Raw genomic sequence first — 12,412 nt, forward strand, 5'->3', positions numbered from 1 at the left:
TCGCTCCCGTTTACGATGAAGACATGCTCCACCTTGCCGAGCTCCCCGCGAGCCATGGCCTCCCCGAGACTGCAACCGCAATCCTCGACGGACTCGACGTGTTCGCTGTCATTCTCGACAGCTCGCTCACCGCGGTCTACGCGAACGAGGTGGCCCGCCGCAGCGAGACGCCGACCGAGCTCGGGCTGCTCCGCACGAGCGAATTCCGCAAGCGCGCGCAGGCGGCCCTCGCGTCAGGATCCCCCTCCCACCGCGACCCGAAGCCGAGCGACCCGGGTGCGCCCGTTCGCACGCACGTGATCCCGATCGAGAGCGACTTCCTCGTGGTGATCGCGGAGGATCTCGCTGAGGAGCAGCGGCTCACCGCGATGCGGCGCGATTTCATAGCGAACGTCTCCCACGAGCTGAAGACGCCGATCGCCGCGGTCGGCCTCCTCGCGGAAGCCGTGTTGGAGGCCGCGGGCGACCCAGAGCTCGTGCGCGAGTTCGCGGCGAGCCTCGTCAAGGAGTCGAAGCGCCTCGCCGACCTGTCTCGCGACATCATCCAGCTCTCCGAGGCGCAATCGACGCTGAGCCCGGAGCTGCTCGACTACGTGGATCTGCGAGCGGTCGTCGACGAAGAGATCGACGCGCACGAGAGCTTCGCTGGGCGCCGGGGCGTTGACCTGTTCTTCATCGATAGCGCGAACCCGAAGCGCACGTCGGCGATCCAGGGGCGCAAAAGCGCGATCGAGAGCGCGGTGGCGAACATTCTCAGCAACGCGATCCGCCACTCCCCCGAGGGCGCATCGGTCAGGATCCGGATCGCACACAAGAAGCGGCACTTCACCGTGACGATCACGGATTCAGGGCCCGGGATCGCCCAGGAGCACCTCGAGCGCATCTTCGAACGGTTCTACCGCGTCGACGGCGCGCGCAGCCGCGAGGATGGCGGCACCGGGCTCGGGCTGAGCATTGCCCGCCACTCGCTCCGCGCGCACGGCGGCGACGTCACCGTCAGATCCAAGCCGGGCGAGGGCGCCCGCTTCACACTGTCCTTCCCACTCAACGACATCCCGAAGAAGAAACGCGCGAAGCGTGTCAAACGCACGCGTAAAGCACTCAAGCAGCTCACAGACACGAAAGGACGCGTGTAGTGTCCCCAAGCATCCTCCTCGTCGAAGACGAAGAGTCCATCTCGAAGCCCCTTGCGTTTCTGCTCGAGCGCGAGGGTTACCGGGTGACTGTCGTCGCCGACGGTAACGACGCGGTTCGCGCCTTTGCCTCCGACGGCGCCGACCTGGTGCTGCTCGACCTCATGCTGCCGGGCCTGCCGGGCACAGAGGTCTGCCGCGAGATCCGGTCGCGCTCGCAGGTGCCGATCATCATGCTCACCGCGAAAGACAGCGAAATCGATATCGTCGTCGGCCTCGAGCTTGGCGCCGACGACTACGTGACGAAGCCCTACTCGACTCGCGAGCTGCTCGCGCGCGTACGCGCGGCACTGCGACGCGCGGTGCCCGCCGAAGAGGCCGACCTCGACGAAGACGGGGGCGCGCTCGAGTCTCACGGGATCAGGCTCGACACCGATCGCCACACCGTCACCGTGCGCGGCTCTGAGATCGCAATGCCGCTGCGCGAGTTCGAGCTGCTCGAACTACTCATGCGCCACAGCGGCCGCGTTCTCACCCGCGGTCAGCTCATCGACCGGGTGTGGGGCAGCGACTACTACGGCGACACGAAGACGCTCGATGTGCACGTGAAGCGGGTGCGATCACGCATCGAGGAGGAGCCGGCGCAGCCCAAGCTCATCTCGACGGTGCGCGGGGTCGGCTACCGCTTCGGGTAGGGCCTGGCTGCGCGGCCACCTGGCTCCGCGGCCACGGCACCGCCCCAGCAATGACAGAGGCGCCCCGCGAGATTCTCGCGGGGCGCCTCTGTGCTGCGGCTTGTGAGCCGCGGGGTCTTAACCAGCCTTGGAGGTCAGCGCCTCGGCTGCCTCAGCTGCAACGCGTGCGGTGAAGGCCTCAACGGTCTCGCCGGCTTCCTTCGCCGCAGCGGCAACCTCTGCCTCGGTCATCTTCGCGAGATCAGCGACGGTGAGCGGAGCCTCGGCGCCAGCGCCCTCGGGCAGCACGTACGCCTGGTACTCCTTGAGGGTGCCGTCGAGCAGCGGAACGAACTCGGTGAGGTCGCCCTTGCCGTTGATCGTGAAGTACGTCTTGACGGTCTGACCGGCCTGCAGGCCCTCGAGCGGGGTGACGAGCAGCTCGTCGTCGCTCTCGGGGTTACCAAACGAGGTCGTGCCCACGGGCGCGACGAAGTCGATGGTCGCGTCGGCGGTATCGCTCTTCATGCTGAGCGATACCTTCGCGGGGTTCTCGGTCTGGTTGACGGCGGTGAGCACGAGGTTAAAGTTCTCGCCCGACTCGTCGGCGACGAGCATGATGTTGCGCAGCGCAACGCCCTCCGAGGTGACCTGCACGCCATCGCTGGGAGCGTACTCAACGGTAGTCGCGTTGTGGGCGATCAGGCTGCAGCCGCTCATGCCAAGCGTGAGCGCTCCTGCAAGTGCGAGTGAAGCGGCGATCCGATTCTTCAAGAGGGCCTCCGAGCCGTGTATGAACTGAAACGTGCGCGCCCGAAGCACGCAGACCTGTCTCAATACTATCCCTCGCGCGGGTCGCTTGCGACCTGGCGCACGACGAGTCGCAAGATACACCAGCTTCCAGAGGGCGAGCTGTGGTATTCTAGTGGTTGGATTTACACCAAGGAGCAACTCGATGCAATTTGAGGTCGGAGAGACCGTCGTCTACCCCCACCACGGCGCAGCCAAGATCATCGAGGTGAAGAAGCGCAAGCTCGGTGGCGAAGAAAAGCTGTTCCTGAAGCTTCAGGTCGACCAGGGCGACCTGACCATTGAGGTTCCCGCTGAGAACTGCGACCTCGTCGGCGTCCGCGACGTGATCGATCAGGAGGGCCTCAAGGAGGTCTTCGAGGTGCTGCGCACCCCCTTCACCGAGGAGCCAACGAACTGGTCACGCCGGTTCAAGGCAAACACCGAGAAGCTCGCCTCCGGCGACGTCATCAAGGTGTCTGAGGTTGTTCGCGACCTGTGGCGTCGCGACCAGGAAGTGCGTTCGCTGTCGGCCGGCGAGAAGCGCATGCTTGCCAAGGCTCGTCAGATTCTCGTGTCCGAGCTCGCGCTCGCTGAGAAGACTGACGAGGAGAAGGCTGGTGCGATCCTCGACGAGGTTCTCGCTTCCTAGTTAGATTTCGCGCTGCGCGCGTGGACTGGCCCCGGTTTGCACAGCCGGGGCCAGTTTTTTGTTGCGGGGCCGGGGCCAGGTCAGCCCGGCGTCCTCAACTCCAGTCCCTAAGATCTGCAGACCCAATGTTCGTTTCGCCGCGCAACGGCATTGGGTCTGCAGATCTCAAGTGCAGCGCAAACGCCGTGACCCGGCTGCTGGCCGGTGGCTGGGCAGCGGCTACTTTGCTGCTGTTGTTCGGCTGTGCCTGCCCGAGTGCTCGGCGAGCCAGTCGGCCGAACGCCCCCAGAGCGGCTCCCTGAACCGCTCGTGGAAGACTCCAAGATGCCCGATCTCGGTCACCCCGAGTTCGGCGGGCTCGAGTTCGCGGCGCTCGACCTTCGCGCGATGAAGGTAGCTCAAGAAGCGCTGTGTCGCGGCCTCTGTCGCAAACGGATCGTCGGTCGACGCCGCCGCCAAGACCTCGAAGTCAAGGTTCGCCACCCGCTCCATCACGCCAGCCCCTCCCAGCCCAATCGTGTCAGCAAAGTTCGCTCGGCCGCGGGCCCAGTCGAACGCGACGCCCCTCGGAATATCCTCGAGCCAGCCGAGCCGTTTGCCAGGCAGGTAGCCCGCGACCCGGGCGATCGCCGGCATCACGACGTGCCAGCGGAGCAGCGCCCGCGGGTCCTGCAAGGCGTAGTCTCGCCAGTGCGCATGCTGAGCGCCGACGGTGAGCAGGCGCTCAACTTCGTTCGCGCGCGGGGCCAGGCAGACACCAAGGCCGCCAAAGCTGTGCCCGACCGCGACTATTCTGCGCCCCGGCCCGTTGGCCTGTGCCCAGCCGAACACCGCGTCGATGTCTAGGGTGCCCCACTCGTGCCAGCGGGTGCGCATGCGGCGCAGCGCTCGTGTGCCACCAGCGGGTGCGGATCTACCGACTCCCCGATAGTCAGCAACGACTGACCTGAAGCCGCGCTCGGCGAGAAATGCGGCGTACCTCCAGTAGTAAGAGGCCTTTGCCCCCGTCGCGGTCGTGACGACTGCGGTGATGCCGAGGTCGGTCTCGGGGCGAGGAGTGAAAGCCCGAGCCGACAGGACGAAGCCGTCAGCGCAGGGAATGCTCACGTCGCGTCCGGGCGCACCTCCAGCGCTTTCTCGTGCTGTGGGCGCGCTGCCAGTCACTCAGTCCCTCCGTCGGTCTGGACCCATCGTAGTCGACCTGGCCCGCCCCTCGTCAGCCCCGCTCGTCCAAGCCCGAGTCCTCAGCCAAAAGCGCGAGTCCACCGCCAAAAGCACTGAGATCTGCAGTTCACATGCCCACTCCTTGCCGAAGGAGCATATGAACTGCAGATCTCAAGTGGAAGCTCCGAAGGCAGGGCAGCCGAAGCCCGCCGGAGCCCAGCGCCCTACGCGAACAGGCCGGGGACCTCCGCGAGGGCGACCTTCTCCTTAGTTCCAGCTGCCCGGTCCCACACCTCGGCGAAGCCCTCTGCAGCGTCACGGCCCACAACCACCACGCGGGGCACCCCGAGCAGCTCGGCGTCGCCGAACTTCACACCGGGTGAAACCTTGGGGCGGTCGTCGAACATCACGTCGACGCGTGCGTCCGAGAGCGTGGCGACGAGCTCCTCAGCGATGGCGAGCACCTCGGGGTCCTTGCCTGTCGCGACCACGTGCACGTCGAAGGGCGCGATCGCCCGCGGCCACACGAGCCCGCGCTCGTCGTTGTTGAGCTCAGCGAGCGCGGCCATGATGCGGGTGACGCCGATGCCGTACGACCCCATCGTGACGGTAACGAGCTTGCCGTTCTCGTCGAGCACCTTCAGGCCGAGCGCCTCTGCGTATTTGCGTCCGAGCTGGAAGACGTGGCCGATCTCCATGCCGCGCGCGGTCTCGATCGGGCCCGAACCGTCGGGGGCGGGGTCGCCCTCGCGCACGGTCGCGATCTCCGCGACACCGTCGGCCGTGAAGTCGCGGCCGGCAACCAGGTGCGCGACGTGCTTCTCGTCTTCGTTCGCGCCCGTGACCCAGGAGGTGCCGGGAACGATGCGGGGGTCGAGCAGGTACTTCACGCCGCTCGAGCCCTCGAGGCCGAGCACGGGGGCGTCTGCGAAACCGGGCCCAATGTAGCCCTTCACGAGGCCGGGGTGCTTCGCAAAGTCGGCCGGCGTCGCGGGCTCGACCTCGCAGTTCGGGAAGGCGACCTCGACGCGCTTCATGTCTGCGTCGCGGTCGCCGGGGATGCCAACGACGACGAGCGAGCGCTCTCCCTCAAGGTCGGTCACGGCGAGCACGACGTTCTTCAGCGTGTCCGCGGCGGTCCATTCGCGGCCGTCCTCGCGCGGCATCGTCGCGTTGACGTGCGCGACGAGGGTGTCGATGGTCGGGGTGTTGGGCGAATCGAAGACGACCGCGGCGGGCTGGCCCTCGATCGGCAGGGACTCGGGAACCGGGGTCTCATACGCCTCGACGTTGGCCGCGTAGCCGCCCGCTGAGCGCACGAACGTGTCCTCGCCGATCGCGATGGGAAGCAGGAACTCCTCGGAGCGCGAGCCACCCATCGCCCCGGCATCCGCCGACACGATGACGTATTCGAGGCCGAGCCTGGTGAAGATGCGCTCGTAGGCGTCGCGCTGCTTCTGGTAGGCCGCGTTCAGGCCCTCATCGGAAACGTCGAACGAGTATGCGTCCTTCATCGTGAACTCGCGACCGCGCAGCAGGCCCGCGCGGGGGCGCGCCTCGTCGCGGTACTTGTCCTGGATCTGGAAGAGCTGCAGCGGCAGATCCTTATACGACGTCACGATGTCCTTCACGAGCAGTGTGAAGGCCTCTTCGTGCGTGGGCGCGAGCAGGTGGTCGGCGCCGTGCCGGTCCTTCAGGCGGAACATGTTGTCGCCGTATTCTTCCCAGCGGCCGGTCAGCTCGTACGGCTCCCGCGGCAGCATCGCCGGGAAGTGCACCTCGTGAGCGCCGGCTGCTGCCATCTCCTCGCGAACGATCTGCTCGATCTTCGCCTTCACCCGGAGGCCGAGCGGCAGCCACGCGAACACGCCCGGTGACTGGCGGCGGATGTACCCCGCGCGCAGCAGCAGTTTGTGGCTCCGCGCTTCCTCGTCAGAGGGGTCTTCGCGCAGAGTCTTGAGAAAGTATGAGCTGAGCCGTGTGATCACTCTCCCATGCTAGCCCTAGGCTGAGCGTATGCCCGTCAGTTTGCGCAGGCGTCCACGCATGTTCGCCGCCCTCGGCGTCTTCGCCGTGCTCGCGCTCGCGGCGGTCTTCAGGTTCTGGGCGCTCGGCCGACCGGGAGTACTCGTCTTCGACGAGCTTTACTACGTGCGCGACGCCATCACGCAGCTCGCGCACGGCTTCCCGACCTCGTGGCCCGACGACGACCCGACCATGGCGGTGCCGTTCACCGACGAGCCATCATTCGCCGTGCACCCGCCGCTCGGCAAGTGGGTCATCGCGCTCGGGATCGCGGCCTTCGGTGACGCTTCCGGTTGGGGGTGGCGCTCGGCGGTCGCGCTCACGGGAGTCGCGACGGTCGCCGTCACCATGCGTCTCGGGTGGCGGATCAGCCGAAGCCTCGGCGTCGCGCTCTTCGCGGGCCTCTTCCTCGCGATCGATGGCGTGCACGTTGTGCTCACTCGCGTCGGATTGCTCGACGGGATCCTCACCTTCTTCGTCGTGCTCGGCGCGCTGTTCATGTGGCGCGATCACGAGTGGGTAACGGAGCGAACCCGGGTCGCCCGCGGCGGGCTCCCCGTGCTCTGGGCGCGCCCGTGGCTCGTCGCGGCGGCCGCCGCGTTCGGCTGCGCGGCGGCGGTGAAATGGTCGGGGCTCTACCCGCTCGCCGCGTTCCTGCTCCTGACCGCGGCGCGCGACGCCTTCGTGCGGTTCACAGTTGCGCGCGAGGTGCGACGAACACTCGGGCTCACCGCAGACCTCGGGGCTCACCGACACGCGAACTACGCGGTGGCGGCCGGCCGCTCGCTTGCGCAGGCCGTCGCGACCGGCCTCGTCGCGCTTCCGACAGCGTGCGCCGTCTACGTCGCGAGCTGGGCCGGGTGGGTCGGCACCCCGGGCGGCTGGGGGCGCGACGCCGGGTGGGTCGCGGGGCTGTGGAAGTACCACGTCGACATGTTCGCGTGGCACTCAACGCTCTCCGCGCCGCACCCGTACCAGGCGCACCCGCTCACCTGGCCATTCGGTCTCCGTCCGACCGCGATGTACTTTGAGGCCCTCGATAGCGGTCTCGTGCAGGTGATCTCGCCGATCCCGAACGTACTCATCACATGGGGCGGCGTCGCGGCGCTCCTGGTCCTCGCGTGGTGGGCGATCCGCGCACTCCGTAGGCCAGCAACGCTTGTTCGCTCCCGCCCGCTCGCCGCCCGCGGCGCATACGCGGCCTCGTTCGTCGTCGTCTGTTACCTCTCAGGTTGGCTGCCCTGGGTGCTCACGTTCTCGCGCTCGGCGGTATTCCAGTTCTACGCCGTCGTCCTCACCCCGTTCTCTGCGCTCGCGCTCGCGCTCGTCGTCGGCGTGATCTGCAAACGCCGCGGCTCGCTGGAGGAGACGTCCGGGCGCCGGATGGCGGTCGCGGTGTTTGTCACCGCGGCCGTGATCCTCTCGCTGGCGTTCTTCCCTGTGTGGTCTGGCGCGCCGATCCCGGAAGGATTCTGGCGGTGGCACCTGTGGCTCCCAAGTTGGGGGTAGGTCGCTATTCGCCCTCGGGCGCGTACCCCGCCACCGTGCCGTCTGGCGACGAATACTTCACCACCAGGCTCGAGTCCTTGTGTCCGAGCCCCTCGTCAATCAGGCGATCCAACTGGGCCATCGCAGCGTGAGCGCCGGGGAGCGAAACCCCCGTGTCGGCTCCCGCCTGAACCGCCAGGCCGATGTCTTTTCGAGCGAGATCAGCGCTGAACGTCGCATCGAAGTTCTGGTTTGCGGCCGCACGCTCGACGATGCCCGGCACCGGATACCACGTCTGTTGGGCCCAGGATCTGCCGGAGGACGCGGATACAACGTCCCAGAACACCTGCGGATCGAGGCCGAGCTGGAGCGCGAGCTGCGAGCCCTCGGCTGACGCCTGCTGCGCGATGAAGAGCATCATATTGTTCACGATCTTTGCCGCGATGCCAGTGGTCGGCCCGCCGGTCGCGAAGACGTTGCCCGCCATCGGGCCGATGAGCTCCCGTACGCGCTCAACATCTTGCGGGGCGCCGCCGAGCATGAACGCTAGCGTGCCGTCGGACGCGCCAGCCGTGCCGCCCGAAACTGGCGCATCGACGAATGCGACCCCACGCTCTGCGGAGCCGGTGTGACACCACTGCGACGTCTCAATGTCGACGGTCGACGAGTCGAAGAGCACCGCCCCCTGCTGGGCGTGCTCCCACACGCCGTCTGGCCCCTCGTAGACCCGTCTAACGTGTTCGCCCTTCGGGAGCATCGTGATCACGGCGTCCGCCCCGGCGACGGCCTCCGCGACGCTTGCGGCCGGGGTGACGCCCGCCGCGACAGCCTGCTCCAGCGCTGCTGCGCTCGGGTCAACCCCGAGTACCGTGTGGCCCGCAGCGATGAGGTGCGCGCTCATCCGCGACCCCATGTTTCCTAGCTGTAGTGTCCAGGGTCGTTGTTTGATCTGGACTCCGTGACAGAGACGAGAACCTCCGGGCAGAGTGGAGCTGCTACCACTACAGCTCTACACCGGAGGTTCTCGTGTCCCACGCTAACGCAGCCCTGACCCCACGCCAACGACTCCGCATCGCCCGCCTCATCATCGATGAAGGATGGACAGTCGCGCACGCCGCTGACTATTTCCACGTCGCCTGGCCGACCGCTCAGAAATGGGCTCGCCGCTACGCCGAGCATGGGATCGCCGGCATGACCGACCGATCCTCTCGCCCGCACGCCCACCCGAACCAGACCCCGCGCCCGATCGTGCGGAAGATCAAGCACCTGCGGATCACGCGCCGACTCGGCCCGGTCGAGATCGGCGGTCTCCTGCAGCTTCCACCCTCCACGGTTCACGCAGTCTTGGTGCGGGAACGGTTGAACCGGCTCTCCCACATCGACCGGAAGACCGGGGAACCAGCCCGCAGGTACGAACACCCGCATCCGGGTTCCCTGATCCATGTCGATGTGAAGAAGCTCGGCAACATTCCTGACGGAGGAGGCTGGCGCACGGTCGGACGAGTCCAGGGTGGGAAGAACCGGGCTGCGACTCCCGGGAAGGAACGGAGCCGTAGGCGTGACGTGCTGATGCGGCACGCCTACGTGCACACCGTGATCGATGACCACTCCCGAGTCGCGTATGCCGAGATCCACGATGACGAGCGGGCCGAGACCGCGATCGGAGTACTCCAGCGGGCCGTGTCCTGGTTCCAAGATCGCGGGGTGCGGGTCGAGCGGGTGCTCTCGGACAACGGATCCGCGTACCGCTCTCACGCCTGGCGTGATGCCTGCAGCGGCTTGGGAATCACACCGAAGTGGACACGCCCGTACCGGCCGCAGACCAACGGGAAAATCGAGCGGTTCCATCGCACCCTCGCGGACGGGTGGGCGTACAGTCGGCACTACTCTTCAGAGCAGGCGAGACGGAAAGCGCTCCCCGCGTGGCTGCACTACTACAATCAGCACAGGCCCCACTCGGCCATCGGGCAGCTCCCGCCAGTCACACGACTATCGAGCAACCTCCCCGGGCAGTACACCTAGCCCGATCCACGCAATCGTTGCCATCGTGTCCTCCTTGACCTCTCTGGTGTAGCTTCAGCCTGCCGAACGACCGACTAGGAATCAATACACAGCGCAGGCCCTTTCTTGCAATCGCTCCGTGCGCTGACGCACAATGGCGGCATGCGACATCTCCGACCCGACCTCCAGCCCGAGGCGCTCATGACATTCCTCGCGGTGGCCCGGCTCGGCCGCTACACAGCGGCCGCAGACTCGCTCGGTATCAACCATTCCACGGTCTCCCGCCGCCTCGCGGCGCTCGAGGAAAGCCTCGGCGACCGCGTCCTCGTCCGCACGCCGAATGGCTGGGAACTCACTGATCTCGGCCACAAGGCGATGCTCGCGGCCGAGGAGATGGAGGCGGCGATCGGCAGGCTCGCGGCGCACGACAGTCCGAGCACGATCTCGGGCCTCGTCCGGATCGCCACCCCCGACGCGTTCGGCTCCGCCTGCGCGATTCCAGCCCTTGCGCGAGTGCAGGAGCGCCATCCTGACGTCGCGTTCGAAGTGATCGCGGCGACGCAGCGCGTACGCCAGCACCGGTCGGGCGTCGACGTCGAGATCGTCGTCGGCAAACCGGAGGTGTATAAGGCGTCGGCGCTGCGGCTCTCGGGCTATCGACTCGCACTGTACGCGACCGACGAGTACCTGCGGGTCTACGGTGAACCGCTCTCGCTCGACGATCTCTCGGAGCACCGCCTGATCTACTACGTCGAATCTGCGCTCCAGGTCGATGAGCTCGACGCCGCGCACCAGCGGCTGCCGCTCGGTAAGCCAAGCATCAGTTCGACGAGCGTCTTCGCGCACGTCTCGGCCACACTCGAGTCCGCCGGGATCGGGATCCTCCCCGACTACCTCGCAGAGCAGTATGGCACGCTCCGGCGCGTGTTGCCCACGGCCTACGAGCACCCCGTGGAGTACTGGGCTGTCGTGCGCGAGGAGGGCTTCCGCAAGCCGGCCGTCGCGCTCACCATCCAAGCACTCGTGGATCACGCCGGCCCGCAGAGGCCCGCGGCCTCCCCGGCGACCACATAGTTAGGCGAACCGCGCGCGGTCTGCCCGGTCGAGGTCCTGCAGATCGATGCCCTTGGTCTCCCGCAGCGAGAGCACCGCGACGAGCGTCACCAGGCACGCGGCCGCGAGGTACACCGCGATTGGCACGCTCGACCCCGTCCGCTTCAGCAACTCAGCCGCGATGATCGGCGCGATCGAACCCGCCACGATCGACGTCACCTGGTAGCCGAGCGAGACCCCCGAGTAGCGCATGCGCGTCGGGAACATCTCGGCCATAATCGCGGGCTGTCCCGCGTACATCATGCCGTGGCACAGGAGGCCGATGACGATAGCGGTCACGATGATCACGGTGTTCTGCGTGTCAAACATCGGGAAGGCGATGAACCCCCACCCCGCGGAAAGCACGGCCCCGACGCCGTAGACGACGCGCCGACCGAGAGCATCTGCGAGTCTCCCGATCAGGGGAATCGCGATGAACTGGACGGCGTGCGCGATGAGCAGGAATCCGAGGATCGGCGTCGTCTCCATCCCGACATGAATCGAAAGGTACGTGATCGAGAATGTCACGACGAGGTAATACATGATGTTCTCGGCGAACCGAAGGCCCATCGCGGTGAACACCTGGCGGGGGTAGTAACGGAACACCTCGACGAGTCCGTTCGTGCGCTTCTCAGCGACGACCTCAATCTTCTGCGATTCGGTGAAGATCGGCGCATCCGTGACCTTCGTTCGCACGTAGTACCCGACGGCGACGATGACAACCGAGAGCCAGAACCCAATCCGCCAGCCCCAGGACAGGAACTGATCGGGAGTCAGCACGCCCGACAGCATCCAGAGCACAATCGTCGCGAGCAGGTTCCCGAGCGGCAGTGCGGCCTGCGGCCAGCTTGCCCAGAACCCGCGATGGTCCTTCGGCGCGTGCTCGGCGACGAGCAGCACCGCGCCGCCCCACTCCCCACCGACCGCGAAGCCCTGCAGGAAGCGCAGCGTCACAAGCAGTGCCGGTGCCCAGTAGCCGATCGTCTGGAACGTTGGCAGGCACCCCATCAGGAATGTGCTGAGCCCCACCAAAATGATCGCGACCTGCAACAGTTTCTTGCGTCCGTATTTGTCACCGAAGTACCCGAACACGACACCGCCGAGCGGCCGCGCGACGAACCCGACGGCGTAGGTCACGAACGCCGCAATCACGCCATCGAGCGGCTCGTCCGTCTGCGGGAAGAAGATGAGGTTGAACACGAGCGTCGCGGCTGACGTGTAGAGGAAGAACTCGTACCACTCGACGACCGTCCCCGCCATCGACGCGACGACGACCTTGCGCAGTGCCCCGAGTTTACCTGTGGGTTCGGTGCGTGAAGAATCCACTGACATTGCTACCTCCTTGTAGCTCCGACTATTGCTGACGTACATGTCCCGGGATTCCCATGCTGCTC

General features: G+C 66.6%; 11 protein-coding genes. 6 read left to right on the top strand and 5 right to left on the bottom strand.

Going from position 1 to position 12,412, the window contains the following annotated elements; all coding sequences use genetic code 11:
* Positions 1-23 precede the first annotated feature (23 nt).
* Both FB468_RS08200 and FB468_RS08205 read left to right on the top strand, forming a co-directional pair.
* Positions 24-1,136: a sensor histidine kinase gene (locus tag FB468_RS08200; RefSeq protein WP_141886908.1), complete on the top strand. Its 1,113-nt coding sequence runs from the start codon at positions 24-26 to the stop codon at positions 1,134-1,136.
* Positions 1,136-1,828, top strand: coding sequence for a response regulator transcription factor (locus FB468_RS08205; protein WP_141886909.1), 693 nt, complete (start codon positions 1,136-1,138; stop codon positions 1,826-1,828). The genes FB468_RS08200 and FB468_RS08205 overlap by 1 nt, the downstream gene beginning before the upstream one ends.
* 117 nt (positions 1,829-1,945) lie before the next feature.
* Here the strand turns inward: FB468_RS08205 and FB468_RS08210 are convergent, their stop codons facing one another.
* Positions 1,946-2,581: a DNA modification methylase gene (locus tag FB468_RS08210; protein ID WP_141886910.1), complete on the bottom strand. Its 636-nt coding sequence runs from the start codon at positions 2,579-2,581 to the stop codon at positions 1,946-1,948.
* Positions 2,582-2,762: 181 nt separating this feature from the next.
* Here FB468_RS08210 and FB468_RS08215 point away from each other — a divergent pair, with 181 nt between their 5' ends.
* Positions 2,763-3,248 (top strand): CarD family transcriptional regulator, encoded by a 486-nt coding sequence (locus tag FB468_RS08215; protein ID WP_141886911.1) that lies wholly within the window; start codon positions 2,763-2,765, stop codon positions 3,246-3,248.
* A gap of 219 nt (positions 3,249-3,467) precedes the next feature.
* Here FB468_RS08215 and FB468_RS08220 read toward each other — a convergent pair whose 3' ends face one another.
* Both FB468_RS08220 and FB468_RS08225 read right to left on the bottom strand, forming a co-directional pair.
* Positions 3,468-4,355, bottom strand: coding sequence for an alpha/beta hydrolase family protein (locus FB468_RS08220; protein WP_170219671.1), 888 nt, complete (start codon positions 4,353-4,355; stop codon positions 3,468-3,470).
* Positions 4,356-4,636: 281 nt separating this feature from the next.
* Positions 4,637-6,400 carry a proline--tRNA ligase gene (locus tag FB468_RS08225; protein ID WP_141886913.1) on the bottom strand — a complete coding sequence of 588 codons (1,764 nt, stop codon included), beginning with the start codon at positions 6,398-6,400 and terminating at the stop codon, positions 4,637-4,639.
* A gap of 28 nt (positions 6,401-6,428) precedes the next feature.
* Between FB468_RS08225 and FB468_RS08230 the strand changes: the two genes are divergently transcribed.
* Positions 6,429-7,946, top strand: coding sequence for a phospholipid carrier-dependent glycosyltransferase (locus tag FB468_RS08230; protein ID WP_246055807.1), 1,518 nt, complete (start codon positions 6,429-6,431; stop codon positions 7,944-7,946).
* A gap of 4 nt (positions 7,947-7,950) precedes the next feature.
* Here the strand turns inward: FB468_RS08230 and FB468_RS08235 are convergent, their stop codons facing one another.
* Entirely contained in the window at positions 7,951-8,838 is an 888-nt protein-coding gene (locus tag FB468_RS08235; protein ID WP_141886914.1) for an NAD(P)-dependent oxidoreductase, read from the bottom strand.
* Positions 8,839-8,951: 113 nt separating this feature from the next.
* On the opposite strand from FB468_RS08235, the gene FB468_RS08240 reads away from it, so the two are divergent.
* Together FB468_RS08240 and FB468_RS08245 are read left to right on the top strand one after the other, a co-directional pair.
* Positions 8,952-9,947 (top strand): IS481 family transposase, encoded by a 996-nt coding sequence (locus FB468_RS08240; RefSeq protein ID WP_141886915.1) that lies wholly within the window; start codon positions 8,952-8,954, stop codon positions 9,945-9,947.
* 141 nt (positions 9,948-10,088) lie between these two features.
* Positions 10,089-11,000: a LysR family transcriptional regulator gene (locus FB468_RS08245; protein WP_246055809.1), complete on the top strand. Its 912-nt coding sequence runs from the start codon at positions 10,089-10,091 to the stop codon at positions 10,998-11,000.
* Here the strand turns inward: FB468_RS08245 and FB468_RS08250 are convergent, their stop codons facing one another.
* Positions 11,001-12,350 carry an MFS transporter gene (locus FB468_RS08250; RefSeq protein WP_141886916.1) on the bottom strand — a complete coding sequence of 450 codons (1,350 nt, stop codon included), beginning with the start codon at positions 12,348-12,350 and terminating at the stop codon, positions 11,001-11,003.
* Between the last annotated feature and the right edge of the window lie 62 nt (positions 12,351-12,412).

Source organism: Leucobacter komagatae (assembly GCF_006716085.1).
Taxonomy (GTDB): domain Bacteria; phylum Actinomycetota; class Actinomycetes; order Actinomycetales; family Microbacteriaceae; genus Leucobacter; species Leucobacter komagatae.